At 56.0% G+C, this 24,815-nt stretch carries 22 protein-coding genes; 16 read left to right on the top strand and 6 right to left on the bottom strand.

Annotated features, from left to right (window positions below; all coding sequences use genetic code 11):
- Positions 1 to 255 precede the first annotated feature (255 nt).
- On the bottom strand, positions 256 to 3,390 hold the full coding sequence (locus tag RZA33_RS06960; RefSeq protein ID WP_317507128.1) for a DNA translocase FtsK: 3,135 nt from the start codon (positions 3,388 to 3,390) through the stop codon (positions 256 to 258).
- Between the two features lie 156 nt (positions 3,391 to 3,546).
- Between RZA33_RS06960 and aat the strand changes: the two genes are divergently transcribed.
- From aat to infA, 3 genes are all read left to right on the top strand, one after another.
- The gene (aat, locus tag RZA33_RS06955; RefSeq protein ID WP_317507127.1) at positions 3,547 to 4,296 is read left to right on the top strand and encodes a leucyl/phenylalanyl-tRNA--protein transferase; all 750 of its coding nucleotides are present in this window, start codon (positions 3,547 to 3,549) and stop codon (positions 4,294 to 4,296) included.
- Between the two features lie 32 nt (positions 4,297 to 4,328).
- The gene (locus RZA33_RS06950; RefSeq protein ID WP_317507126.1) at positions 4,329 to 5,063 is read left to right on the top strand and encodes an arginyltransferase; all 735 of its coding nucleotides are present in this window, start codon (positions 4,329 to 4,331) and stop codon (positions 5,061 to 5,063) included.
- 176 nt (positions 5,064 to 5,239) lie between these two features.
- Positions 5,240 to 5,458 carry a translation initiation factor IF-1 gene (gene infA / locus RZA33_RS06945; protein ID WP_007111068.1) on the top strand — a complete coding sequence of 73 codons (219 nt, stop codon included), beginning with the start codon at positions 5,240 to 5,242 and terminating at the stop codon, positions 5,456 to 5,458.
- Positions 5,459 to 5,621: 163 nt separating this feature from the next.
- Here the strand turns inward: infA and clpA are convergent, their stop codons facing one another.
- The 3 genes from clpA to RZA33_RS06930 form a co-directional block, all read right to left on the bottom strand.
- Positions 5,622 to 7,898: an ATP-dependent Clp protease ATP-binding subunit ClpA gene (clpA, locus tag RZA33_RS06940; protein ID WP_317507125.1), complete on the bottom strand. Its 2,277-nt coding sequence runs from the start codon at positions 7,896 to 7,898 to the stop codon at positions 5,622 to 5,624.
- A gap of 139 nt (positions 7,899 to 8,037) precedes the next feature.
- A complete protein-coding gene (gene clpS, locus RZA33_RS06935; protein WP_317507177.1) occupies positions 8,038 to 8,361 on the bottom strand; it encodes an ATP-dependent Clp protease adapter ClpS in 324 nt (107 codons plus the stop codon).
- A gap of 287 nt (positions 8,362 to 8,648) precedes the next feature.
- Positions 8,649 to 10,883 (bottom strand): NADP-dependent isocitrate dehydrogenase, encoded by a 2,235-nt coding sequence (locus RZA33_RS06930; RefSeq protein ID WP_317507124.1) that lies wholly within the window; start codon positions 10,881 to 10,883, stop codon positions 8,649 to 8,651.
- A 141-nt stretch (positions 10,884 to 11,024) separates the two neighbouring features.
- On the opposite strand from RZA33_RS06930, the gene RZA33_RS06925 reads away from it, so the two are divergent.
- The 9 genes from RZA33_RS06925 (at position 11,025) to RZA33_RS06885 (ending at position 19,808) form a co-directional block, all read left to right on the top strand.
- On the top strand, positions 11,025 to 11,636 hold the full coding sequence (locus tag RZA33_RS06925; protein WP_317507123.1) for a pseudouridine synthase: 612 nt from the start codon (positions 11,025 to 11,027) through the stop codon (positions 11,634 to 11,636).
- Positions 11,633 to 12,073 carry an NUDIX hydrolase gene (locus RZA33_RS06920; RefSeq protein WP_317507121.1) on the top strand — a complete coding sequence of 147 codons (441 nt, stop codon included), beginning with the start codon at positions 11,633 to 11,635 and terminating at the stop codon, positions 12,071 to 12,073. The genes RZA33_RS06925 and RZA33_RS06920 overlap by 4 nt, the downstream gene beginning before the upstream one ends.
- 124 nt (positions 12,074 to 12,197) lie before the next feature.
- On the top strand, positions 12,198 to 13,373 hold the full coding sequence (gene mnmA, locus RZA33_RS06915; protein ID WP_317507176.1) for a tRNA 2-thiouridine(34) synthase MnmA: 1,176 nt from the start codon (positions 12,198 to 12,200) through the stop codon (positions 13,371 to 13,373).
- A complete protein-coding gene (hflD, locus tag RZA33_RS06910; RefSeq protein ID WP_317507120.1) occupies positions 13,370 to 14,011 on the top strand; it encodes a high frequency lysogenization protein HflD in 642 nt (213 codons plus the stop codon). The genes mnmA and hflD overlap by 4 nt, the downstream gene beginning before the upstream one ends.
- Positions 14,012 to 14,094: 83 nt before the next feature.
- On the top strand, positions 14,095 to 15,480 hold the full coding sequence (purB, locus tag RZA33_RS06905) for an adenylosuccinate lyase (RefSeq protein WP_317507119.1): 1,386 nt from the start codon (positions 14,095 to 14,097) through the stop codon (positions 15,478 to 15,480).
- Between the two features lie 46 nt (positions 15,481 to 15,526).
- Positions 15,527 to 16,720, top strand: a complete 1,194-nt coding sequence (locus RZA33_RS06900) for a cupin domain-containing protein (protein WP_317507118.1) — start codon at positions 15,527 to 15,529, stop codon at positions 16,718 to 16,720.
- 3 nt (positions 16,721 to 16,723) lie between these two features.
- A complete protein-coding gene (locus tag RZA33_RS06895; protein ID WP_317507117.1) occupies positions 16,724 to 17,149 on the top strand; it encodes a GNAT family N-acetyltransferase in 426 nt (141 codons plus the stop codon).
- A 311-nt stretch (positions 17,150 to 17,460) separates the two neighbouring features.
- Positions 17,461 to 19,059: an isocitrate lyase gene (locus RZA33_RS06890; protein ID WP_317507116.1), complete on the top strand. Its 1,599-nt coding sequence runs from the start codon at positions 17,461 to 17,463 to the stop codon at positions 19,057 to 19,059.
- 278 nt (positions 19,060 to 19,337) lie between these two features.
- On the top strand, positions 19,338 to 19,808 hold the full coding sequence (locus RZA33_RS06885; RefSeq protein WP_317507115.1) for a glycine zipper 2TM domain-containing protein: 471 nt from the start codon (positions 19,338 to 19,340) through the stop codon (positions 19,806 to 19,808).
- Between the two features lie 106 nt (positions 19,809 to 19,914).
- Here the strand turns inward: RZA33_RS06885 and RZA33_RS06880 are convergent, their stop codons facing one another.
- Positions 19,915 to 20,196 carry a hypothetical protein gene (locus RZA33_RS06880; RefSeq protein WP_317507114.1) on the bottom strand — a complete coding sequence of 94 codons (282 nt, stop codon included), beginning with the start codon at positions 20,194 to 20,196 and terminating at the stop codon, positions 19,915 to 19,917.
- 178 nt (positions 20,197 to 20,374) lie between these two features.
- Between RZA33_RS06880 and RZA33_RS06875 the strand changes: the two genes are divergently transcribed.
- Complete coding sequence (locus tag RZA33_RS06875) at positions 20,375 to 20,857, top strand: peptidylprolyl isomerase (RefSeq protein WP_317507113.1); 483 nt, start codon at positions 20,375 to 20,377, stop codon at positions 20,855 to 20,857.
- Positions 20,858 to 20,930: 73 nt separating this feature from the next.
- Here RZA33_RS06875 and nikR read toward each other — a convergent pair whose 3' ends face one another.
- The gene (gene nikR / locus RZA33_RS06870) at positions 20,931 to 21,332 is read right to left on the bottom strand and encodes a nickel-responsive transcriptional regulator NikR (protein WP_317507112.1); all 402 of its coding nucleotides are present in this window, start codon (positions 21,330 to 21,332) and stop codon (positions 20,931 to 20,933) included.
- A gap of 103 nt (positions 21,333 to 21,435) precedes the next feature.
- On the opposite strand from nikR, the gene RZA33_RS06865 reads away from it, so the two are divergent.
- From RZA33_RS06865 to RZA33_RS06855, 3 genes are read left to right on the top strand one after another with little or no spacing between them, the layout of a single operon-like run.
- Positions 21,436 to 23,037 (top strand): ABC transporter substrate-binding protein, encoded by a 1,602-nt coding sequence (locus tag RZA33_RS06865; RefSeq protein WP_317507111.1) that lies wholly within the window; start codon positions 21,436 to 21,438, stop codon positions 23,035 to 23,037.
- Complete coding sequence (locus RZA33_RS06860) at positions 23,016 to 24,008, top strand: ABC transporter permease (protein ID WP_416337851.1); 993 nt, start codon at positions 23,016 to 23,018, stop codon at positions 24,006 to 24,008. Before RZA33_RS06865 ends, RZA33_RS06860 begins: the two co-directional genes overlap by 22 nt.
- Positions 24,005 to 24,805 carry an ABC transporter permease gene (locus RZA33_RS06855; RefSeq protein WP_317507109.1) on the top strand — a complete coding sequence of 267 codons (801 nt, stop codon included), beginning with the start codon at positions 24,005 to 24,007 and terminating at the stop codon, positions 24,803 to 24,805. Before RZA33_RS06860 ends, RZA33_RS06855 begins: the two co-directional genes overlap by 4 nt.
- Positions 24,806 to 24,815: the final 10 nt, after the last annotated feature.

The following is a 24,815-nucleotide window of genomic DNA, read 5'->3' as shown; positions in this document are numbered from 1 at the left end:
TGCCCGATAACCGTTGCTAAATGTCCGTTGCCCAATAATGGCCGTTGCTAAACCAAAGTGCGTTAGGCCGACTTAACCGTCCATACACCCTTCTCTAACATGCAGCCTTCTCAAAAGTACTATTTCTAAAAAGTACTGTTCTGAAAAGTACTGTTCTGAAAAGTACTGTTCTGAAGAATACTAGTAAGACGTAAAAAGCGCCGCGGGGTTTCACCCGCGGCACGACTTCCACGCTTATTGCATAATTGCGTGCGATTAATGGCCCACAGGCGGCGGAGCGAGCACTTCCCGGGCGCCATTGGTGCCCATCGATGTCACTACACCAGCACCTTCCATGGTTTCAACTAGGCGCGCAGCCCGGTTGTAGCCAATTTTAAAGCGGCGCTGCACGGCAGAAATCGAGGCTTTACGCGTTTCGGTGACAAACTGCACGGCTTCGTCGTAGAGCGCGTCTTGTTCGGCATCGTCGTTATCGCTGCCGTCGGCTTCAAGGCCGGTTAAGGCATCGGCGGACACCCCACCAGAAAGAATCTCTTCGATATACTCTGGCGCGCCGCGGCGCTTCCAGTCATCAACCACCCGGTGTACTTCGTCGTCATCAACGAAGGCACCGTGGATGCGGTTAGGTGGCCCTGAGCCTGCGGGCAGATAGAGCATATCGCCATGCCCCAACAGACTTTCGGCGCCGCCTTGATCAAGGATGGTGCGCGAATCGATCCTTGATGAGACTTGAAACGCCATGCGAGAGGGAATGTTGGCTTTGATCAAGCCCGTCACTACATCCACCGAGGGGCGCTGAGTCGCCAGAATCAAATGGATACCGGCGGCACGCGCCTTTTGCGCCAGGCGAGCAATCAGTTCTTCGACCTTTTTGCCGACGATCATAAACATGTCGGCAAACTCGTCGATCACTACCACGATGTAGGGCAGCTTCTCCAAAACCGGGTGAGGTTGATGCATTTCCCATGGCTGCGGTTCCCACAGCGGGTCTGCCACTTGGGCACCGGCGCGCTCCGCTTCGTCTAAGCGGCCGTTAAAGCCGGCGATGTTGCGCACTCCCATGGCCGCCATCAGCTTGTAGCGGCGTTCCATTTCAGCGACACACCAGCGCAGACTGTTAGCCGCCTCTTTCATATCGGTAACCACCGGCGCCAGCAGATGGGGAATGCCGTCATACACCGACAGTTCCAGCATTTTGGGGTCGACCATGATGAGTTTCAGCTCGCTGGGCTTCGCTTTCAACAGCATCGAAATCAGCATGGCGTTGACGCCTACGGATTTGCCTGAGCCGGTAGTGCCCGCGACCAACAAGTGCGGCATCTTACCCAAATTAGCGACCACGGGGCCACCGCCAATATCCTGGCCTAGCGCCATGGTCAGCGGCGAGGTTTCCTGCTGGTAGCGGTCAGAGTCGATAACTTCGCGTAGGCGAATCATGGCCCTATTAGGGTTGGGAATTTCAATCCCCACCGTGGGGCGTCCGGGTATCACTTCCACGACCCGCACACTCTTGACCATTAGTGAGCGCGCTAGATCTTTAGCCAAGTTGCTGATTTTGGAAACTTTGACGCCTGCTGCGGGCTTGATCTCAAAGCGCGTGATCACCGGGCCAGGCCAGGTATCCACCACTTCGGCTTTCACCCCATATTCGCGCAGCCGTACTTCAAGCAGCTCGGCCATATCGGCCAGCTGCTCGTCGCTATAGTTGGGCTGGTACGGCTCTGCAGGGGTTAGTAGCTGCAGGCTCGGCACGTCGCCTTCGGGTTCGTCCAGGGTTTCAAAGGCTGGCCGCTGGCTTTGCAGGTGCTCTACGGTCCACAGTGCGGGGCCTTCATCGCTCTCCTGCCCGCTTTGCTGTGGTGAAAACACCGGCTCCTGGCGCGCGCTGGGAGTAGGCAGCTCGTCCTTTGCCTTGTTATTAGCCACCGCTTTATTGTCCACCACTTCATCGTCCATCTCTTCGTCATCCCATACCGGCTCTGGGACGACCTCAGGAACGCGCTCAGCCCGCTCCGGTTTACTGGCACCTGGGGGTGCCTTGCTGTCGCTGGATTCAGTGGTGAATGACGGTTCGCGACGGCCGCCTGCAGACGGTTGCTCAGCCGGGATACTTTCAGCGGGTGCCTCATCGTTAACGAAGACGTTGCTTACCGCCGGGGCTGGCGCCTCCTCTTCACGCGACGCGCGCAGCGGGAAGGCGGGCTTGGGCTCATCAAACGTCTCAGGCTCAGTTGCCGGAGCGTCAGGCCGCACAAAAGCATTCTCCCTGGGGGCGGGCGCAACTGTAGGTGTGCGCTTCTCGGCCCCTTCCACGGGGCTGTCGGCCGGCCTTACCTGCTCGTTGTCGGGCGGCGCTGCGGTGGGGGTATACGTTTTTGCTGGCACGTATTTGTTGCTCGAAAACGCCGCGGCTTCCCAAGGAATTGAGGTATCTGTCGTTTCAGTTTCGTCTGTACTACCCTCTTCACTTTTACCGCTCTCTTCACTGGCGCTATCAATAGCGTTCTCGGAAAGCGGCACCGAAAAGCCCGGCTCGCGTCGTTCGCGACCACCCGAGTGTTTACCGGTGGGTTCGGGCTCCGCTGGTTTGGCGGTAGCGGGCTTGGCCGCTTCAGGCACGGTTTCGTGCCTTGGCTGCGGTTTTGCGGCTACCTTTGCCTTTGCCGCTGCGTGCTGAGCAGCCCGATCTCGGCGTAACTGCCGACGCGCTGACAACCAACCACCCAGACGACATACCCTTTTACCCAGTTCATCGGCCACCTGTAGCCAGGACATACCGCTAAAGAGCGGAAAGCCGCTTAAAATCAGCGCCGCAGCAATTAAGCCAACGCCGCCACTGCTCACCAGCGGCCGTAGCGCGCCCACCAACCCTTCGCCCAAAATGCCGCCAGAGGCGTAGGGCAGTATGCTATTGGGGTGATAAAAATGCAGCGCACCCAGCATGGTGGTACCAAAAATCAGCAATAATAGCCCGCCAGCACGTACTGCAATGGCGACGGGGTCGAGCTCAAAACGCACCTGACGCGAGCGAATCAGCCACCAGGCGGCGAAGCCAAACATACCCGGCCACCACAGCGCACTGGCGCCGAGCAGGGAATAGAGGACATCCGCCAGCCAGGCGCCTACTTGCCCCATCCAATTGCGCACGTCCGTTTCCGGCCCTTGATACGACCAGCCGGGGTCAGACGGTTGGTAACTAAATAGCGCTAATAATAAGAACACACACAGCGCCAGCAGCAGCACCACTACGCCTTCGCGCACGGAACCTTGTAAGCGCAGACCAAAACGACGAGCTTTATCTTTCGCGGCGTTGACACGCGCAGAAGAGGCCGATGATGATTGACGCGTATTACGCTGCGCTCGCTTGTTGACTGCTTTATTCACTTTCAAGCGACTCTCCCTTTACACCTCAATGGCGTCTTTAATCCACTTGCGAGTTTGTATGATACCGAGCATCCTTTCGCCGTCACAGAGTCTTTAGCTAAACGCTCAGTACCAACATTCAGTACAAGAACGCTGTAATGCACGTAGCAACAGGAGCAAGTCATGCTACCTTGGCTTTCCTCGCCATATCCTATTTTTCCGTCTGCTAAGACAGCGCTGGATTCACCCAACGGCCTTCTAGCTGCCGGTGGCGAGCTTTCCCCCGCTTGGCTGGTGGCAGCCTATCGGCAGGGCATTTTCCCGTGGTTCAGCGACGACGACCCAATTCTATGGTGGAGTCCGGACCCGCGCATGATACTCCTACCTGAGCAATTTAAGCAGCGCCGCAGCCTGACTAAACGACTACGCCATGGTGGCTTTCATGTCACCCTGGATCAACACTTCGACTTAGTAATTCAAGCCTGCGCCGCCCCACGCGGCGAAGAGACAGGCACCTGGATCACTGACGACATGCACGACGCCTACTGCCTGCTACATGCCCAAGGCATTGCCCATAGCATCGAAGTGCACCAAGGTAGCCAATTAGTCGGCGGCCTGTATGGTATTGCCATGGGGCCGGTATTTTTTGGCGAGTCCATGTTTTCCCGCGCCCCGGATGCCTCGAAGGTGGCGCTGGCGCACCTGGCCAGGGCCATGCGCGAGCAGGGCGGCAAACTGATCGATTGCCAAATGCATACCCCCCACCTGGCCAGTCTGGGCGCTATTACAGTCGCTCGCGAAGCATTCATCAACTACCTTAAAGATTGGTTGCCTGATAAGGCGTTTAGATTACCCGCATCGCCCGATGAGGCCCCGGTGCCGCCCCCGTCGCCCTGGCTTAAAGCCATTGGCGCCGAGGATAACGCCTATTGACGAATTCACTCAGTTTTACCAGGAGGCAAGCCGTGAGCAGTAATACGCCGCGTCGGCCAGTGCGGGATTTGCGCTTCTTCCTTACCGTGCCGCATGCCTGTAGCTATTTACCAGGCAGAGAAGCAACGACACTGTTTCTCGACCCTCAGGAGTCACCGCTACCGGGGGTCTACGACTCGCTAGCCCTGCTTGGGTTTCGGCGCAGCGGCCGCCACCTTTACCGCCCTCACTGCGAAGGGTGTAACGCTTGCCGCTCAGTGCGTATTCCGGTTGAACAGTTTGCTGCCAATCGCACACAGCGTAAAATTTGGCGCCGCAATGCCGATATTAGCATTCGCGTCGTGCCCGCTCACTTTTCTGCCCAACACTACGCGCTTTACGCTGACTATATTCGCCTGCGCCATGCCGACGGCGACATGTACCCGCCTAGTCGCGAGCAGTACCGCACCTTTCTGACACTGGATGAACCCTATGCCCAGCTATTGGAGATGTATCTAAACGATGAGCTGGTAGGCGTGGCTGCCTTTGATCATCTGGAGCTCGGCCTCTCGGCGATCTATACCTTCTTCGCCGTTAGCGACGACTTAGATAAGCGCTCGTTGGGAACCTTTGCTATTCTTCAGCTCATTGAGCTCACCAAAGAAAAAACGCTGCCGCACCTGTATTTAGGGTATTGGATCGAAGAGTGCCGTAAGATGCGCTACAAGCAGGCGTTTACACCGCTTGAGGTACTTGATGGGCGCCATTGGCGACCATTAATAGGTTAATCATGCCAGCTTTTTTGCCTTGACGGCGTGCTTACGGCACAATATAGCGCTGTTTCTTGGACGCTCGCCTAGCGGCACTTGAATCCTGATGTATTGTTAGCTTATTAATAGGTACATTGCTAACCGGTACTTTATTAGCTAACAGTTTACTAACTCATAAGTGGGGAAATGCCTATATGGCACGCGAAGATCATATTGAAATGGAAGGCGTTATCGTCGATACCCTTCCGAACACCATGTTTCGTGTTGAACTGGAAAACGGTCACGTTGTTACTGCTCACATCTCCGGCAAAATGCGCAAAAACTATATCCGCATACTGACCGGCGACAAGGTAAAAGTTGAGCTGACACCTTATGACCTGTCTAAAGGCCGTATCGTTTACCGTTCGCGCTAAGTCGTTGCACAATAACGCTTTCAGCTGATCGCTTTCGGCTGATCTTAGCGGTTCCAGCTAGACTGTTTTAACGACAACGCCCCGTCAATGACAGGGCGCTGCGTTTTTATGCATATAGCATGAGCATTGAAGAGATAGCTTTTAGCGCGGCTTAGCGCCCTTTTCAGGGCGCGTCGGCCATTTCAATCTCTGTAGAGAGGTGCAGTTCGCCCTCTTCCAAGCTGACGTGAACAATACCGCCGTTTTCTGCCAAATCGCCAAACAGAATCATCTCCGCTAACGGCTTCTTCAGCTTCTCTTGAATGAGACGCGCCATGGGGCGTGCGCCCATATCAGGATCGTAGCCTTTATCCGCTAACCAATCCCGTGCCATATCGTCGACTTCCAGCTGTACACGCTTCTCATCCAACTGCGCCTGCAATTCAATCAAGAACTTGTCGACGACATTGCGTACCACCGAGATCGGCAGCGCATGGAACTGGATAATGCCGTCCAGACGGTTGCGGAACTCGGGTGTAAAGGTGCGCCGGATCACTTCCATCGCATCGGTGGAGTGGTCTTGATTTTGGAAGCCAATTGAACGACGCGACGCCTGCTCGGCCCCGGCATTAGAGGTCATGATCAAGATAACGTGGCGGAAGTCGGCTTCACGGCCGTTGTTATCGGTTAGGCGACCATGGTCCATCACTTGCAGCAGCAGGTTAAAGACTTCCGGATGCGCTTTCTCAACCTCATCTAACAACAGAACACAGTGCGGCTGCTTGGTGACAGCTTCGGTTAGCAAACCACCCTGGTCGTAACCGACGTAGCCCGGAGGCGCACCGATCAAGCGCGACACGGTGTGGCGCTCCATGTACTCGGACATATCAAAGCGGACCAGCTCAATGCCCATAATATGGGCAAGCTGCTTGGCCACTTCGGTTTTACCCACACCTGTCGGCCCGGCAAACAGGAAGCTACCCACCGGTTTATCCGGAGATTTAAGCCCGGCCCGCGACAGTTTAATCGCTGCAGAAAGCGTATCAATCGCTTCATCCTGACCGAATACGAGCATTTTCAGGTCGCGATCCAGCTTCTCAAGCAGCTTGCGGTCGGAGCTTGAAACACTCTTCGGCGGGATACGGGCAATTGATGCCACCACGGCTTCCACTTGCTCAACGTCGATGGTTGCAGTTCGTACTTCCGGCGGTAGCAGACGCTGATGAGCCCCTGCCTCGTCGATCACATCAATCGCTTTGTCGGGCAAGAAGCGGTCATTGATATAGCGGTCCGCCAAGCGTGCTGCGCTTTCAAGCGCACCGTCGGTGTATTTCAGCTCGTGATGCTCTTCAAAGCGCGAACGTAGGCCCTTGAGGATTTTGATGGTGTCGTCTACCGACGGCGCCATCACGTCCACTTTCTGGAAGCGCCGCGCCAGCGCGCGATCTTTTTCAAAGATGCCACGGAATTCTTGGAAGGTGGTCGAACCAATGCAACGCAGCTCGCCAGAAGAAAGTAGCGGCTTGAGTAGGTTAGACGCATCCATCACACCGCCAGACGCCGCACCGGCACCAATCACGGTGTGAATCTCATCGATAAAGAGCACCGCATTCGGCTGCTTGCGTAGCTCGCCGAGCAGACCCTTAAGGCGTTTTTCAAAATCGCCGCGGTATTTAGTGCCCGCTAATAGCGCCCCCATGTCTAGCGAGTAAACCACCGCATCGGCAATCACATCGGGAACGTCTTCTTCAACGATACGCTTGGCCAAGCCTTCGGCAATCGCCGTTTTACCCACGCCCGCTTCACCCACCAGCAGTGGGTTATTCTTGCGCCGCCGGGCCAGAATTTGCACTACGCGTTCAAGCTCGTGGTCACGGCCAATGAGCGGGTCGATTTTACCTAGCCGCGCCTGCTCGTTGAGGTTGGTGGCGTAACCGGTAAGCGGATGAGCAGCGCCTTCGCTACCACCCTCTTCGGATTCCTCGCTTTCCGAGGAAGAAGGCGATGGAGAAGGTCCGTGGCCGGCCACTTTAGAGATGCCGTGAGCGATATAGTTAACCGCATCAACCCGCGCGACACTTTGCTGCTTGAGAAAGTAAACCGCTTGGCTCTCTTGCTCAGAGAAGATCGCTACCAGCACATTGGCGCCGGTGACTTCGCTCTTACCTGATGACTGAACGTGGAAGACCGCACGCTGAAGAACACGCTGGAAACCAAGCGTCGGTTGGGTTTCACGATCACCTTGTCCCTCTGGAATCAAAGGCGTGGTCGAGTTAATAAAATCCTGCAGATCGGACCGCAGCTTGTCGAGGTTCGCCCCGCAAGCCTTCAGTACATCAACCGCTGAGGCATTATCCAGCAACGCTAGCAGCAGGTGCTCAACGGTCATAAACTCATGGCGCTTAGAGCGCGCCACGGTGAAGGCCGTGTTCAGGGTCATTTCAAGTTCTTTGCTCAGCATGGCAGTCCCCTTTTCGCTACTACCTAGGGCGTATCGCCACCTAGGGCTTGCGTCGGATCAATTTAGTCGACCGGTACTCTCAACATCGGGTACAAATGGCATGGTTGCAAGCCTAGCCGCCAATTTTTTCTCAACGCTCTCAATCAGCGGCTTCTATATCGCTTATCAACGGATGCTCACACTCGCGGGCATACTCGTTGACTTGATAGCTTTTGGTTTCCGCTATATCACGAGTAAATACGCCACAAGTGGCCTTTCCTTGGGTATGTACTGCGAGCATGACCTGAACGGCCGTCTCGCTATCCATGTTGAAAAATTCTTGCAGCACTTCAATAACGAATTCCATCGGGGTGTAATCGTCATTGTGAAGCACCACCTTATAAAGCGGCGGCTGAGCCAGTTCTGGTTCTGCTGACTGCACCGCCAGATCGCCGTCTTCATCGGGCACATTTGGTCGCGTCATTCCCGCTTGTGCGGATAATGCGGCCAAGTATGAACTATCTAAGTTAGACATAAGCAGCACGGTTAGTTGTCTCGACACTGGCCGATGGAAGTGACTAAGCGCTTTATACTACAACTCAGACGCTGCCAATCAGCAAGGGTTCATGAAAAAGATAAAATATCACAGGGTGTACGAAAGAGCGCAATAGCCGATGCTATCAAGCGCTAAACGCCGACGCCCCCGCCCGCCAAGCGGACAGGGGTGAAACAGAGCGCGAGCGTTAAGGTCGCTTTAGCTGTTAGAAACCATTAGTCCTTAGAAACCATAGACAGGGCGTTGTTGAGGGTCTTGCTAGGACGCATTACCTGCGTCGCTAACTCATGGTCTGGGTGATAATAACCATTAATATCCACCGGCTTGCCCTGGACACTATTAAGCTCGTCGACAATCGTCGTCTCGTTGGCTTTCAGGGTTTCGGCTAAGCGGCCAAATAGCGCCTGCATCTCGCTATCGTCACTTTGCTCGGCCAACGCTTCTGCCCAGTATAGCGCTAGATAGAAATGGCTGCCGCGGTTATCAAGCTCACCGGCTTTGCGGGACGGCGACTTGTTGCTGTCGAGGAATTTGCCGTTTGCCTGATCAAGCGCTTTGGCCAGCATTTTCGCCCGAGCGTTGTCGAACGTGCTGCCCAGGTGTTCAAGGGATGCCGCCAAGGCCAAAAACTCGCCCAGCGAATCCCAGCGCAGATGGTTCTCTTCCAGTAGCTGCTGAACGTGCTTGGGAGCAGAGCCGCCAGCACCGGTCTCAAACAGACCACCGCCGTTCATCAACGGTACGATAGACAGCATCTTGGCGCTGGTGCCGAGTTCCATGATCGGGAACAGGTCGGTCAGGTAGTCGCGCAGTACGTTACCGGTGACGGAGATAGTGTCTTCGCCCTTGCGGATACGCGCCAAAGAGAAGCGCATGGCCTCTTCCGGCGTCATGATACGAATATCCAGGCCAGCGGTGTCGTGCTCTTTTAAATAGCTTTCGACTTTGCTGATCAACTGAGCATCATGGGCGCGCTGGGCATCCAGCCAAAAAATAGCCGGTGTAGCGCTTTCGCGGGCACGATTAACCGCCAACTTCACCCAATCGCGAACAGGCGCATCCTTGGTCTGGCACATCCGCCAGATATCACCCTGCTCTACACTGTGCTCAAACACTAGGTTGCCGCTGGCATCGGTAACGCGCACGGCACCGTCGCTAGGAATCTGGAAAGTCTTATCGTGGGAGCCGTACTCTTCGGCTTTCTGCGCCATTAGGCCGACGTTGGGCACGCTGCCCATCGTGGTAGGGTCAAAGGCACCGTGCTGCTTGCAGTCTTCGATGACCGTTTGGTAGATACCGGCGTAGCAACGATCTGGAATCACCGCTTTAACGTCGTGCAGCTGGTCGTCGGCGCCCCACATTTTACCGGAGTCGCGGATCATCGCCGGCATAGAGGCATCGATAATCACATCGCTGGGCACGTGCAGGTTGGTAATCCCTTTATGGGAGTTAACCATCGCCAGACGCGGGCGCTCAGCGTAAAGCGCCTGAATCTCGTCTTCAATCTGCGTCTGACGCGCTTCAGGCAGCGATTTAATCGCCGAATAAAGATCGCCGATACCGTTATTGGGGTCAAAACCCGCCTGCTGTAGATCGTCGGCATGCTTTTCCAGCACGTCCTGATAAAACTCGCTGACCACCATGCCAAACATGATCGGATCAGATACCTTCATCATGGTTGCTTTGAGGTGCAAGGAAAACAGCACATCTTTAGCTTTGGCGTCGGCGACTTCTTCGGCCACAAAGCGACGTAGTGCGTTACGACTCATCACCGAGCCGTCGACGACCTCGCCTTCAAGCACCGGCGTTTTCTGCTTGAGCACCGTGGTGGTGCCATCTTTCGCCACCAGCTCGATTTTAAGATCGGTAGCGCTTTCGATTAGCGCGGACTTTTCGCTGCTGTAAAAATCGCCGTCACGCATGTGCGCCACGTGGGACTTGGAGTCACTGCGCCACTCGCCCATGCGATGCGGATATTTGCGGGCATATTTTTTAACCGACAGCGGCGCGCGACGGTCAGAGTTGCCCTCACGTAGCACGGGGTTAACGGCGCTGCCTTTAGTTTTATCGTAGCGGGCCTGAATGTCTTTCTCTGCATCGCTCTGAGGTGCTTCCGGGTAGTCGGGAAGCTTATAGCCCTGCTGCTGCAACTCTTTGATCACCGCCTTGAGCTGGGGCAGCGAGGCGCTAATGTTGGGTAATTTGATAATGTTTGCTTCGGGGGTCTTGGTCAATTCGCCAAGCTCGGCCAGATGGTCGCCGATTTGCTGCTCTTTACTCAGGTAATCGGGAAACTGAGCAATGATGCGAGCGGCCAGGGAAATATCGCGAGTCTCTACCTGAATGCCGGCAGAATCGGTGAACGCATCGATAATCGGTAGTAGGGAGTGCGTCGCGAGCGCAGGGGCTTCGTCGGTGAGCGTGTAGATGATCTTCGGCGTTTTGGTCATTTTTGCGTTAACCTCTTTTGTCACTACGATTACAAGCAATAAGGTAGCCGGAGTATACCAGCGCTGCCTGCCGTGCGCATGGTCGAGATACGAAGGGCCAACAGCGACAGCAAAGAACCGTCAGAAGAGCAAAGAGATGTCATGAGCAACCTTTACTTACTGCATAAGCCCTTCCAGGTATTGAGCCAGTTCAGCGACCGCGAAGGACGCCAAACATTGGCACAGTACATTGATATAAAAGATATTTACCCCGCCGGACGGCTTGATTACGACTCTGAAGGCCTGCTGCTACTTAGCGACGACGGCGGGTTGATTCACCGCATTTCTCACCCGCGCCACAAGCAACCCAAAACCTACTGGGCCCAGGTGGAAGGGCAAATTGATGACACGGCATTGAAAGCGCTACGCCAGGGCGTAACGCTTAAAGATGGCCCAACGCGGTCGGCCAAAGCACGTTTGATCGAGCCACCCGCCATGGCCTCTCGCCAGCCGACCATTGACCCTAAACGGCATCCCTCGACCAGCTGGCTGGAGCTCACCATCAGCGAAGGCCGCAACCGCCAGGTGCGCCGTATGACGGCTCACGTCGGCTTTCCCACCCTGCGTTTGATTCGCACCGCGATTGGCCCCTGGCAACTGGAGGGGTTAGCCCCCGGCGAGTGGCGTAAAGAAACCTTACACGCCCCCCGCTCGGCCAATACACCGCAGAATAAGCGAACACGCCCCGCAACCCAGCGTCGGAAACCATTATGAGCGGTATCCACAGCACGGCAGCCTGCGTGATACAGCAGGGTGAGCGCTTTTTAATGGTGGAAGAGCAGCGCGGCGGGCCAAAAAGCGTATTTAACCAGCCCGCTGGCCACGTTGAGCCAGGAGAAAGCCCGGTTCAGGCCGTTGTGCGTGAGGTCAGGGAGGAAACCGCCTGGGAAATACGTTTAACTGCCTACCTGGGCCTGTATGTCTTTCACACGCCCGAGGGCACAACGTTTCACAGCCATGGGTTTATAGCCGAGCCGCTCAATCAGCTCGATCTCGCGCTTGATCCCGATATTGTCGCCACCCACTGGCTAACGCTTGAACAAATACGCACGCTGGATCAGCAGTCACGCTTGCGCAGCCCTCTCGTACTCCAACGTATTGAGGACGCACTCAGCGGGCCTATTTATCCACTGGCGGTGATTCGCGAGTGAAGCACTCGAAGCACTCCCCCCCCATCGTGTATAATCTTCACCTAATTGCACATTGCTCACACCGTTTAGCACACGACCTTTACTGAGGATGCCTATGTCATCCAGTACCATGTCATCCAACACCATGTCATCCAATACTGATTCATCTATTACGGAGTCATCCAACATCGGCTCAAATCCTACCGAGCCTACCGCTATCGGCAAAGTGATTGTCGGTATGTCCGGCGGCGTCGACTCGTCCGTTTCCGCCCTCCTCCTCATGCAGCAAGGCTATGAGGTGGAAGGCTTATTTATGAAAAACTGGGATGAAGACGACGGCACTGAGTACTGTACCGCCAAAGAGGATCTCGCCGATGCCGAGGCTGTCTGTGAAAAGCTCGGTATTAAGCTGCACACTGCCAATTTTGCCGCGGAATACTGGGATAACGTTTTTGAGCATTTTTTAGCCGAATACAAAGCGGGCCGCACGCCCAACCCAGATATTCTGTGCAACCGGGAGATCAAATTTAAGGTCTTTCTTGAGTATGCCGAAATGCTGGGCGCCGACAAAATCGCGACCGGTCACTATGTTCGCGCAGGGCTGCGGGACGGACGTGCGCGTTTGTTAAAAGGCCTGGATGGCAATAAAGACCAAAGCTATTTCCTACATGCGGTGCCAGAAGCGGCGATTGCCCGCACGCTGTTCCCGGTAGGCGAGCTGGAAAAACCCGCCGTGCGCGCCTTGGCTGAGCAGTACGAGCTGATTACCGCCAAGAAAAAAGATTCCACCGGCATCTGCTTTATCGGCGAGCGGCGCTTTCGTGACTTCCTGCAGCAGTACTTACCTGCCCAGCCCGGCACGATCGAAACCCCGGCAGGCGATGTGATTGGCGAACATACGGGGCTGATGTACTACACCCTAGGCCAGCGCCAGGGGCTAGGCATCGGCGGGCTGGCTAACTACTCGGAAGAGCCCTGGTACGTGGCGGCAAAGGACCTGGAGCGCAACGTGTTGACCGTGGTGCAAGGTAAACATGATCCGTTGCTCTACTCCGACACGCTGGCCACCGAAGCCATGGACTGGGTGGCGGGCGAGCCGCCGGTACAACAGGGCCGCTTTACCGCCAAAACACGTTATCGGCAAAGCGACTGCGGCTGCGAGATTCGCGTTATGCCCGACGGCGGTGTGGAAGTCACTTTTGATGATCCGCAGTGGGCGGTGACACCTGGCCAGTCGCTGGTACTTTACGATGGCGACATTTGCCTGGGCGGCGGCGTTATCAGCGCGACTTGGAAAAAAGCCTCGGAGGCTGCGGCATGAATCCCACTACCCCGATTCATCGCGCCCCCGACTCCCCGGCCACGCGCCAAGCCCTTGCCCTTGCTGGCGTCTTCCAGGCCGCCAGCCTGGTTGACGAGCTCGCCCGCACCGGTCAGGTGGAACCACGCGCCTGGGAAACGTTGATTCATGCCACCGTGGACACTAACCCGGAAAGCTTTGAAGCCATTTACGGCGGCCATCCTAATAATCTCCGCCGCGGGCTGGATACCTTAGAAGCCTTAGTCGGCCGTCAGCAGGCCAACCCTGTGGTGCTGCGCTACGGCTTTTCCCTGCTGCTATTGATGAATAAGTTACGCACCAGTGACGATATGATGGATGCACTGGGCCAAAAACTCACGCGCATACAGGGCCAAGCCGAGCACTTCGGCGCCACCCATGAAAACGTGGTGGCAAGCCTTGGCGAAGCGTACCAAGAGACGATTTCCACCTTTAAAACCCGCATTGTGGTGCAGGGCGACCCGTCGCTGCTGCAAAGCCGCATGATGCCCGAACGCGTGCGCGCCTGCTTGATGGCCGGCATTCGCTTTGGTCTATTGTGGCACCAGCAGGGTGGGCGGCGCTGGAAGTTAGTGTTCCAACGCAAATCGCTACGTCGTGCGCTGGACAGCCTTAGTTAGTCGAGTTGCATCTCGACAGTCCCGCTGTTCTTTGAACCGTCTGTTCTGAATAATCTGCTCTCGAACCACCTGGAAACCAAGCCATGCAACTCTCCGCTTTGACCGCCCTCTCCCCTGTTGACGGCCGCTACGCCACCAAAGCTGCCGCCTTGCGCGAACACTTCAGCGAATTTGGCCTGATCCGCGCCCGTGTGATTGTGGAAGTACGCTGGCTTCAGCGCCTGGCCGGGCACACACAAATTACTGAAGTGCCGCCTCTTTCCGCTGAAGCGACCGCGTTTCTTGAGCAGTTGATTCGCGAATTTTCGATCGACGATGCCGAGCGAATCAAAGCCATCGAGCGCACCACCAATCACGACGTCAAAGCGGTGGAGTATTTCCTTAAAGAGAAAATTGCCGACCAGGCCGAGCTGCATGCCGTCACCGAGTTCATTCACTTTGCCTGCACCAGCGAAGACATCAACAACCTCTCTTATGGCGTGATGCTCAGCGATGGCCTGAACGCCATGCTGCCCACCATGCACGAAGTCGCTGACGAAATTGCCAAGCTGGCCATTGCCCACGCCGCCCAGCCCATGCTGTCGCGCACCCATGGGCAAACGGCCACCCCAACCACGCTGGGCAAAGAGATGGCCAACGTGGCATATCGCCTCAAACGCCAGCTCAAGCAGATTGAAGCGGTAGAAGTGCTGGGTAAAATCAATGGCGCCGTGGGCAACTACAACGCCCACCTGACCACTTACCCGGAGATCGACTGGGAAGCCAACGCGCGCACCTTTGTGGAAGGCCTAGGGCTAACCTTCAACCCCTACACCACTCAAATTGAGCCCCACGATTATATCGCCGAACTGTTCGATGCCATTTGCCGCTTCAATACGATCCTGATCGATTTCGATCGCGACGTATGGGGCTATATTTCGCTAGGCTACTTTAAACAGCGCACGGTTGAGGGCGAAATTGGCTCATCGACCATGCCGCATAAAGTGAACCCGATTGATTTTGAGAATTCCGAGGGCAACCTGGGGTTGGCCAACGCGGTACTCAGCCACCTTGCGCAGAAATTACCCATTTCACGCTGGCAGCGTGATCTGACCGATTCCACCGTGCTGCGTAATTTGGGCGTCGGCCTGGCGTATGGCTTGATTGCGTACCACGCCAGCCTAAAAGGCATTAGCAAGTTGGAAGCCAACCCAGAGCGCCTGGACGCCGATTTGGATAACAGCTGGGAAGTACTCGCCGAGCCGATCCAAACGGTGATGCGCCGCTACGGCATTGAAAAGCCGTATGAAAAACTCAAGCTGCTGACACGTGGCAAACGTATTGACCAAGCGGGCTTTGCAGCGTTTATTGATACCCTTGAGCTGCCCAGCGAGGTCAAAACCGAATTAAAGGCGCTGTCACCCGGTAGCTATATTGGCAATGCTCAGGCCCAGGCCGAAGCGCTGACACAACAGTTAAACTGTTTATAACGTAACGTCATTTTATTTAGCCAATTTACTAACGTCAGGGCATGCCATGAACCATCACGATAAGCCGTTAACCCTGCTGGGCGATCTAACTGCCGCCGACTTTCTGGCTGATTATTGGCAGCAAAGACCGCTGCTAATTCGCGGCGCGTTTCCGGACTTTATTAGCCCCATCGAAGCCGATGAGCTGGCTGGACTCGCCTGCGAACCCGGCGTAGAGGCACGCCTAGTCGAAGAGGAAGGCCCAGACGGCCCTTGGCAGGTCTCTCACGGCCCCTTTGATGAGGCCACCTTTGAACGGCTGCCGGAAGCCAACTGGAGCCTGCTGGTGCAGGCCGTTGACCATTATGTACCAGCAGTGGCGGCGCTGATGGATGAGTTTGATTTCCTACCCCGCTGGCGGCTCGATGACGTAATGATCAGCTACGCGCCTCCCGGCGGCAATGTGGGCCCACATATCGACCAGTACGATGTGTTTTTACTCCAGGCCAGCGGACACCGTCGCTGGCAGCTGGGAGGCAAACTGACCGAAGATGCGCCGATTATCCAAGGCGTTGATTTACGTATTTTGAAGGAATTCAGCGTAGAAGCCGATTCCGATTGGGTACTCGAACCCGGCGATATGCTCTACCTTCCCCCCGGCTGGGCACACCATGGCGTCAGTCAAAGCGATGACTGCATGACCATCTCAATTGGTTTTCGCGCTCCCTCTGCCGATGAAGCGATCACCTCCTACGCCGACTACTTGGGCGAGCAGCTACCTGCCTCCCAGCGCTACAGCGATGCGGGCATGGCACCCGCTGAGCAAGCCGGAGAAATAGACGACGCATCGGTTGAACGGATGCGTCAGCTGATTATATCGACGCTCGACAATCCTACCCAGCTTGCCCAGTGGTTTGGTCGCGTCATGACCCAGCCAAAATATATCGATCAAGTGGTACCGCTGGAAACGCCATTTACCGAAACGGCGCTTGTAGCTCAGCTACAAGACGGTGAACCGCTTTACCCTATGCCCGGTTCACGCTTTGCTTGGCGCAGCGATGCCAGCGGTATCACGCTGTTTGCCGACGGCGAAGGCCATGCCTGCTCAAAGGCATTAGCGCTTCGTTTAGCCGACAATACCCCGCTTTACGACGATGACCTTGAACTTGAAGGCGCCGCCGCTCTGTTCACAACGTTGGTTAATACCGGCAGTCTCGGCTTTATGAGCGACGAGGACGGCGATAACGACGAGGCGCATTGATCAATGGCGGTGGCAAGTATTAGCACCGGCGACTGGGCAGCCCTTGGCCCGGCCGCCAGTGAGATCCGGCGCATTGTGTTTATTGACGAACAGAACGTTCCCCAGGAAGAAGAATGGGACGGCCTTGACCCTGAGTGCCAGCATTTTCTGGCCATGCTCGACGGGCAGCCAGTAGGCACCGCCCGCCTGCTGCCCGATGCGCACATTGGCCGTGTCGCGGTGCTTGCTGACGCCCGCGGCAGCGGCATTGGCGTACTGCTGATGAAGGCTGCGATTGAAGCGGCGCGCCATGCAGGTCACACGCAGGTGGCGCTCAGCGCTCAGGTACACGCCTTAGCGTTTTATGAGCAGCTCGGCTTCGCCACCCACGGCGAGGCGTTTCTCGATGCGGGCATACCCCATCGAGAAATGACCCTTTCACTCGCGTAACAAGCTGTCTTAATAGATCTTTAGCACTGCCTCGGCAGTGCTTTTTTATACCTCTTTTTTAATTCCCCTGACGAAAAACCACTACACAAACCCACCGCTTTACCACCTCTCTGTAGTCGGGTTACAACGCCCTGTGCCCCCAAGTGTCAATTGTTGAATATGCCTATCTAGTGGATAGTTGTTGCATTGCAGCGTTAAGGCGATGTGGTGGAGCCTTCAAGCCCGCCACGCTGTATCAAATGTCTCTAGCGCTGGTGTGCAAAATGCTATCAGCCTTAAGAACGGCGATTACAACCAAAGAGGGTAAGCTCATGTCAGGACTGCTTGACGATATCAAAGCCATGGCGCAGCTGCGCGAAGCACAAGGCGGCAAATGGGAAGCGATCAAGCCTGAGTACGCTGCTCGTATGCGCGCTCAAAACCGCTTTCATACCGGCCTAGACATTGCTCGCTACACCGCCAAAATCATGCGCGAAGACATGGCCGCTTACGACGCTGATACCGCCCAGTACACCCAATCGCTGGGCTGCTGGCACGGTTTTATCGGTCAACAGAAGCTCATCTCGATCAAAAAACACTTTGGCACCACCAAACGTAGCTACCTCTACTTATCAGGCTGGATGGTTGCCGCGCTGCGTTCCGAATTTGGCCCGCTGCCCGACCAGTCGATGCACGAAAAAACCTCGGTTGCCAACTTGATCGAAGAGCTCTACACCTTCCTAAAACAAGCCGATGCTTGGGAGCTTAACCACCTGTTTCGTGCTCTGGATGAAGCCAAAGAGGCTGGCGACAGCAACAAAGAGCAGGAACTAATCAGCAAAATCGATAACTATGAAACCCACATTGTTCCGATCATTGCCGATATCGACGCAGGCTTTGGTAACGCAGAAGCCACTTACCTGCTGGCCAAGAAGTTTATTCAAGCGGGCGCCTGCTGCATCCAGCTGGAAAACCAGGTCTCAGATGAGAAGCAGTGCGGTCACCAAGACGGCAAAGTCACCGTGCCCCACGAAGACTTCCTGGCCAAAATTAACGCCGTGCGTTACGCCTTTTTGGAACTCGGTATCGAAGATGGCGTTATCGTCGCGCGTACTGACTCCCTTGGCGCCGGCTTGACGCAAAAAATCGCCGTTACCAATGAGCCAGGTGACCTTGGTGATCAGTACAACAGCTTCCTGGATGGTGATGCCATTGAAAACGCCGCCGACATCAATAACGGCGACGTGGTCATTAAACAAAATGGCAAGCTGATCAAGCCCAAGCGTCTCGCGTCGGGGCTCTACCAGTTCAAACCCGGCACCGGCGAAGATCGCGTGATTTTAGACTGCATCACTAGCCTGCAAAACGGCGCCGATCTGCTGTGGATTGAAACCGAGAAGCCCCACGTAGGCCAAATCGCCAGCATGGTTAACCGGATCCGCGAGGTCGTGCCCAATGCCAAACTGGTCTACAACAATTCACCGTCCTTCAACTGGACGCTGAACTTCCGCCAGCAGGTGTTCGATGCTTGGAAGGAGGAAGGCAAAGATGTGTCGGCATACCAGCGTGAAAAACTGATGAGCGCCGAGTACGACGACACCGAGCTTGGCCAGTTGGCCGATGAGTGGACACGTAACTTCCAGCGCGACTCGTCGCGCGAAGCGGGCATTTTCCATCATCTCATCACGCTGCCGACTTACCACACAGCCGCCCTTTCCACCGACAACCTGGCAAAAGGCTACTTTGGCGACGAGGGGATGTTGGCCTACGTGAAAGGCGTACAGCGCCAGGAGCTGCGGCAAGGCATTGCGACGGTTCGTCACCAGGATATGGCTGGCTCCAATATCGGCGATGACCACAAAGAGTTCTTCCAAGGCGATGCCGCGCTCAAAGCCGGTGGCAAAGACAACACCATGAACCAGTTTGGTTAATTAGGCATTTTGCCGCGTTAATTCAGAAAGCGAACCCAACTGCAGGAGGCCACACCGGCCTTCTGCTGTTGGTTTTTGGGCGTATTTGCACGCTGTTTTCTTAATCCGCTGTTAAACTCCCGGGTATGCTATTACTTGGCTATTTTTTTGACGGCACTGATCTTTTCAAACGATAGCTGGTCAGAACAAGTAGCATACGTTATCTTTAGCGAACACTGTTCCATAACCACTAACCACTTGGTTACGGTTATGCGCATAGCAATACCCCGGAGGTTTTAATGAAACGTCTTCTTTTACCTGTTGCCGCCCTAAGCTTTCTCGCGCTGGCTGGCTGTGCCAACACATCCGGCTACTCTGGCGATGTCTACAGAGGTAGCCAAGCTAAAACGAGCCAAAGCGTCTCTTATGGCACCATCGTGGCGGTTCGTCCGGTACAAATTCAAGCCGAGAGCCGTGCAGGAGGGCTTCTTGGCAGTGGCGGTGGCGCCATCATTGGCGGTCTTTTGGGCAACCAAGTAGGTGGCGGCTCAGGGCGTCAATTGGCGACAGTCGCTGGCGCTTTAGGCGGCGCGGTGGCTGGAACGGCCGCTGAAGACGCAACGAACCGCGTCAATGCGCTGGAGATGGAAATTCGTCGTGACGACGGCTCCGACGTTGTCGTTGTTCAGCGTGCCGATCGCCAATTCCAAGCCGGTCAGCGTGTTCGCTTGATCGGTAGTGGCGCTAACCTGAGCGTTGCGCCCTATTGATGCAAAAACCGTTGATCAATAGCGGTTAAATGCCACAAAAAAAGCCCGGCCATTTCTCGTGATGGGTCGGGCTTTTTTATTACTGTAGACTCAGCCATAGACTCAATCAGTGATTAGCTTTGCTACCCGCCCAGTTAACCAGGGCCGTTACGCCCCAACCGATTAGCCCTAGCAGTATAGCCACTAGCAAGATATCAACCGGTTTAACTAACGTCGTCGCGCCCAACACGGCCAGAGTCAACACCCATAGGTAGCGGTTTTCCCCGTGGCTTTTCAAAAAGCCGGGCAATATCTTGTCTAACCCCTGGCTGACGCCACGGTCCCAGCGCTGATGAACAAAATACGCAATCAGGCAGAACGCGATAAGCCAAATAATCAAGATCGTCATTGAATGCTCCGCAAAATGATAAGGGAAAGGAATAAATGATGGTCGTAGGGTATCCCTGGTCACCTTAACGCGCAATACCGCTCTAAGCCGTGGGTAGGAAAAAGCGCCGCTACCCCCTGACAAGAAAGCGTACACGCGTTACCATATTAGTACATGCACTCCCCCGAAAGGTTATTCCATGCAAATTGCGCAAAACTCGGTTGTCGCGTTTCACTACACTCTGACCAACGATGCTGGTGAAGTGTTAGACAGTTCAGAAGGCCGTGAGCCGCTGACCTACCTCCACGGTGCCGGCAACATTATTCCGGGCCTTGAGAAAGAGCTGGAAGGCCGTGCAGCGGGTGAAAAACTGAACGTTGCCGTATCTCCTGAAGAAGGTTACGGCGAGCTGCAAGAGCAGCTAATGCAAGAAGTCCCCCGGGACGCGTTCCAAGGCGTTGAAAGCATTGAGCCGGGCATGCAGTTCCAAGCCCAGACCCAAGGCGGCCCGTTGATGGTTACCGTTAAGAAGGTCGAAGGCGATACAGTCGTGGTTGATGGCAACCACCCGCTGGCCGGTCAGCAACTCAATTTTGACGTTGAGATTGCTGAAGTACGTGAAGCCAGTGATGAAGAAGTTGAGCACGGCCACGTGCACGGCGAAGGCGGCGTTGAGCACTAATTGCTCCCGCGCTTTTGTTCTAAAAGGGTGACCCTGTCGGGTCACCCTTTTTTATGCCTGTTAATAAACCGGCTCACTCATCGGGTATCAGCACTAACTGCCCATGACGCACACTGCGTGACGAAGTGACTTCAGCAGCAAACTGCTTGAGCTCACGCCCCTGGCCTTTTAGCAGTGCCACTTCCAGGCAACTGTCATGGTTAATATGCACATGCAGGGTCGACAGCGTGAGGTGATGATGGTCGTGGGAGTGGCGGGTTAAGCGCTTTGACAGCTCGCGGGCGGCGTGATCGTAGACATACACCAGTGCCCCCATGCAGGGAGAATCCGGCGCGGCCTCTTCTCTAAGCTGCTTTAAGCCACCGCGAGTCAAATCGCGAATCGCCTCTGAGCGATTTTGGTAGCCACGTTCGCGCATCAACGCATCGACTTCTGCTAGCAGCTCCTCATCAAGCGTTACCGTTACACGCTGCATTGACACCCCCTACGTTGATTAACTTTTCATGTGCTACCGACACCGTTAGTATGATGTTATTGTAAAAACATCATACTAGCCGAATAGAATAAAGGATAAAGCGATGGTTAAACCCATGCGGCCTATCTTACTGGGTATTGCACTAAGTTGCTTCGTCAACGGTTTAGTCATCGCAGGCAACGCGCAGGCAAAAGAGCAATTGGTGCTTGCCATTGGCGGCGAACCCGAGCAGGGGTTTGACCCACTGTTAGGCTGGGGACAATATGGCAACCCGCTATTTCAATCGACACTACTCTCCCGCGACAAGTACCTTTCGCCGCAGCCAGAACTCGCCACTAAGTGGGCGTTGTCAGAAGACCGCCTGACCTGGACGCTTACACTGCGAGGCGATGAGCGCTTTGCCGACGGCACACCGCTGACCGCCGAAGACGTCGCTTATACCTTTAACGCCGCCGCCCAAGCAGGCGGTCGAGCCGACCTTAGTGCGCTTGAAGAAGCCACGGCCGTTGGTAACGATACCGTTACGCTAAAACTGCGTGCGCCGCGTATTACCTTTATTAATCAATTAGTCACCCTAGGCATTGTGCCTCACGCCGAACGCCAAAACGGCTACAGCGAAGCGTACGGCAGGCATCCGCTGGGCTCCGGCCCTTATCAGCTGGTCGAGTGGCAGGAAGGCGAGCAGCTAATTGTTGAACGCAACCCCTACTTCTACGGACCGACGCCCGCTTTTGATCGACTGGTGTTTCTTTTTACCGGCGAAGACGCCACTCTCAGCGCGGCTCACGCAGGGCAAGTGGATATCGCCGCGGTGTCGCCAGCGCTGGCGTCGAATATACCGGCGCAGATGCAGCGAATGACGATGGAAAGCGTCGATAACCGCGGCATTCTCTTCCCCATGCAGCCTGCCAAGGGCGAGCACGCTGATTCTGGCGCATCGATTGGCAACGACGTCACCGCTGATCTAGCGATCCGCCAGGCGATCAACCTTGCCGTTGATCGCGATATACTGGTGGAGGTGGCGCTACACGGTTTTGGGCGCCCCGCCTTTGGTCCCGCCGACGGCCTGCCCTGGAGCGATAAAGAGGAACGCATAGAAGCGCCCAACCTAACCCACGCTGCAGACATACTGGACGCCGCGGGCTGGCAGTTGCACGACGATGGCCTGCGCTATAAGGATGGCCTACCCGCTCGCTTTAGGCTTACTTACCCCTCCAGCGATACGACTCGGCAACTGCTCGCCGAAGTGAGCGCAGAAATGGTGCGCCCACTCGGCATTGAGATGCAGCCCACCGGCCGCCATTGGGATGAAATCCAGCGCGAAGCGCTGCACAAAGACGCCATCCTGTTTGGCTTTGGTAGCCACAGCCCACAAGAGATTTACTACCTTTTCCATAGCCAGCATGCGGGTAACGGCTTCTATAACAGCGGTTTCTACGCCAACTCGGCGGTAGACGCCCATTTGGATGCCGCCCAGGCCGCTGAAAGCATCGAGCAAGCTAATCGCGAGTGGCAGGCGGCTCAGTGGGACGGCGCCACCGGTTACGGCGTGCGCGCTGATAGCAGCTGGGCTTGGCTGGTCAACCTTGAACACGTCTACTTCGCCAACACCTGCTTAGATGTCGGCGAATTGGGCGTCGCCCCTCACGGACACGGCTGGCCAGTCACCGCCAACCTACTTGAATGGCGCTGGACGTGCGATTAACAGCATTTATCGCTAAGCGCCTTGCGCGCCTGACACTCGTATTGCTGTGTGTGGCGCTGGTGTCATTTGCACTGATGATGGCTTCGCCCATCGACCCCATTGATGCCTACTTGGGCCCACAAATGGCCCAGGTCAGCCCTGAGCAGCGCGCCTTGATTGCCCAGCGCTGGGGCTTTGATGCGCCAGCGCTGGTTCAGTTTGGCCACTGGCTGGGTCAGTTAGTCAGCGGTGATTTAGGGTGGAGCCATGTGTATAACCAACCGGTTAGCGAGGTCATCGGCCAGCGCTTTCAGCGCTCGATTGTACTGCTGGGCAGCGCCTGGCTTCTCTCAGCGCTGCTGGGGTTTAGCCTGGGTGTAGCAGCCGGTGCCAAAGAGGGGTCCAAGCTGGATAAAGTCATTAGCACTTACGCCTTCATTACCGCCTCGACACCTGCCTTTTGGCTGGCGATACTCACCGTGCTGCTGTTTTCGGTAACCCTAGGTTGGACACCGACCTGCTGCGCTGGCCCAACCGGCATCCTGAGCCAGGAGGTGACCCTCACAACTCGCCTGCACCACCTCGTGCTGCCGGTCACCACACTGGCCCTGCTGGGCATCGCCAATATCACCCTGCACACCCGCGCCCAAATGCTTGAATTAATGCGCTCAGACGTTGCCACCCATGCCTTCGCGCAGGGCGCTAGTCGCTTAGACATCGCCTGGCGACACGGCCTCCGGCACGCCAGTTTACCCGCGATGACCCTGGCGTTTGCCTCGCTGGGCGAGCTGTTTGGTGGCTCTATTTTAATCGAGCAAGTGTTTGCATACCCCGGTCTAGGCCAAGCCACGGTGGCGGCGGGCTTGCGCAGCGATGTTCCGCTGCTGTTAGGCATTGCGCTATTTACCGCGCTGTTTGTCAGCGTCGGCAATATGATCGCCGATAGCCTCTACACCGTTATTGACCCACGCATTAAGCTAGGTGGCTTATGAGCGACGCTCAACCACGACTGCGTGCCGCCTTCAGCCTGGGCGTCACCGCCCTAATGGTCATGGGGCTAGTCGCCAGCCAGTGGCTGCTGGGCGATTTTGCGCAGCAAATGCAGTTTGACGCCCGGCTGGCCCCACCCAGCCTTAGTCACTGGCTGGGCACCGACGCACTGGGGCGGGAGCTCTGGGCGCGCACCCTGGCCGGGCTGGCACTGAGCTTTTGGGTGGGCTGCTTGGCGGCGCTATTAAGCACGCTGATTGCGCTAAGTCTGGCAGCGCTGGCCACGTTCTCACCCCGGCTGGATGCGCTGGTTAGCTTGGTGATTGATACGCTGCTTAGCGTACCCCATTTGATTTTATTGATGCTGGTCGCTTTTGCTCTGGGCGGCGGCACCCAGGCGGTGATTATTGCCGTAGCGGTCACTCACTGGCCTCGCTTGGCGCGGGTGCTGCGCGCCGAATTACTGCAACTACACCAGGCCCCTTATGTGCTTATTTCGCGGGCATTGGGCAAATCGCGCTGGTTTGTGCTCCACAGCCACCTGCTCCCCCATCTTATCCCCCACTGCCTGGTCGGCGCCTTATTGCTATTCCCCCACGCGATTCTCCACGAAGCCGCGTTAACTTTTTTGGGCTTTGGCCTAAGCCCCAGCCAACCTGCCATTGGCGTACTGCTGGCTGATGCCATGCGTTACCTAAGCGGCGGCTTCTGGTGGCTGGGGGTATTCCCCGGCTTGGCGCTATTGATGATGGTGCTGAGCTTCGAGCGTCTTTCCACCCACCTGCGCCGTGCGCTATAGCGAGGCACTA

The sequence above is a fragment of the Halovibrio sp. HP20-59 genome (assembly GCF_033052795.2).
Taxonomy (GTDB): domain Bacteria; phylum Pseudomonadota; class Gammaproteobacteria; order Pseudomonadales; family Halomonadaceae; genus Vreelandella.
Note: the sequence above shows the minus strand (reverse complement) of the source record. Positions and strands in the feature narration are given on the sequence as shown.

Coding starts and splice junctions, on each gene's coding strand:
- RZA33_RS06900 (WP_317507118.1), top strand. CDS start 15,527: ATGAACCATCACGATAAGCCGTTAACCCTGCTGGGCGATCTAACTGCC.
- RZA33_RS06855 (WP_317507109.1), top strand. CDS start 24,005: ATGAGCGACGCTCAACCACGACTGCGTGCCGCCTTCAGCCTGGGCGTC.
- hflD (WP_317507120.1), top strand. CDS start 13,370: ATGAATCCCACTACCCCGATTCATCGCGCCCCCGACTCCCCGGCCACG.
- RZA33_RS06860 (WP_416337851.1), top strand. CDS start 23,016: ATGGCGCTGGACGTGCGATTAACAGCATTTATCGCTAAGCGCCTTGCG.
- RZA33_RS06880 (WP_317507114.1), bottom strand. CDS start 20,196: ATGACGATCTTGATTATTTGGCTTATCGCGTTCTGCCTGATTGCGTAT.
- nikR (WP_317507112.1), bottom strand. CDS start 21,332: ATGCAGCGTGTAACGGTAACGCTTGATGAGGAGCTGCTAGCAGAAGTC.
- RZA33_RS06920 (WP_317507121.1), top strand. CDS start 11,633: ATGAGCGGTATCCACAGCACGGCAGCCTGCGTGATACAGCAGGGTGAG.
- clpS (WP_317507177.1), bottom strand. CDS start 8,361: ATGACGCGACCAAATGTGCCCGATGAAGACGGCGATCTGGCGGTGCAG.
- RZA33_RS06895 (WP_317507117.1), top strand. CDS start 16,724: ATGGCGGTGGCAAGTATTAGCACCGGCGACTGGGCAGCCCTTGGCCCG.
- purB (WP_317507119.1), top strand. CDS start 14,095: ATGCAACTCTCCGCTTTGACCGCCCTCTCCCCTGTTGACGGCCGCTAC.
- RZA33_RS06885 (WP_317507115.1), top strand. CDS start 19,338: ATGAAACGTCTTCTTTTACCTGTTGCCGCCCTAAGCTTTCTCGCGCTG.
- mnmA (WP_317507176.1), top strand. CDS start 12,198: ATGTCATCCAATACTGATTCATCTATTACGGAGTCATCCAACATCGGC.
- RZA33_RS06875 (WP_317507113.1), top strand. CDS start 20,375: ATGCAAATTGCGCAAAACTCGGTTGTCGCGTTTCACTACACTCTGACC.
- RZA33_RS06930 (WP_317507124.1), bottom strand. CDS start 10,883: ATGACCAAAACGCCGAAGATCATCTACACGCTCACCGACGAAGCCCCT.
- infA (WP_007111068.1), top strand. CDS start 5,240: ATGGCACGCGAAGATCATATTGAAATGGAAGGCGTTATCGTCGATACC.
- aat (WP_317507127.1), top strand. CDS start 3,547: ATGCTACCTTGGCTTTCCTCGCCATATCCTATTTTTCCGTCTGCTAAG.
- clpA (WP_317507125.1), bottom strand. CDS start 7,898: ATGCTGAGCAAAGAACTTGAAATGACCCTGAACACGGCCTTCACCGTG.
- RZA33_RS06865 (WP_317507111.1), top strand. CDS start 21,436: ATGGTTAAACCCATGCGGCCTATCTTACTGGGTATTGCACTAAGTTGC.
- RZA33_RS06925 (WP_317507123.1), top strand. CDS start 11,025: ATGAGCAACCTTTACTTACTGCATAAGCCCTTCCAGGTATTGAGCCAG.
- RZA33_RS06890 (WP_317507116.1), top strand. CDS start 17,461: ATGTCAGGACTGCTTGACGATATCAAAGCCATGGCGCAGCTGCGCGAA.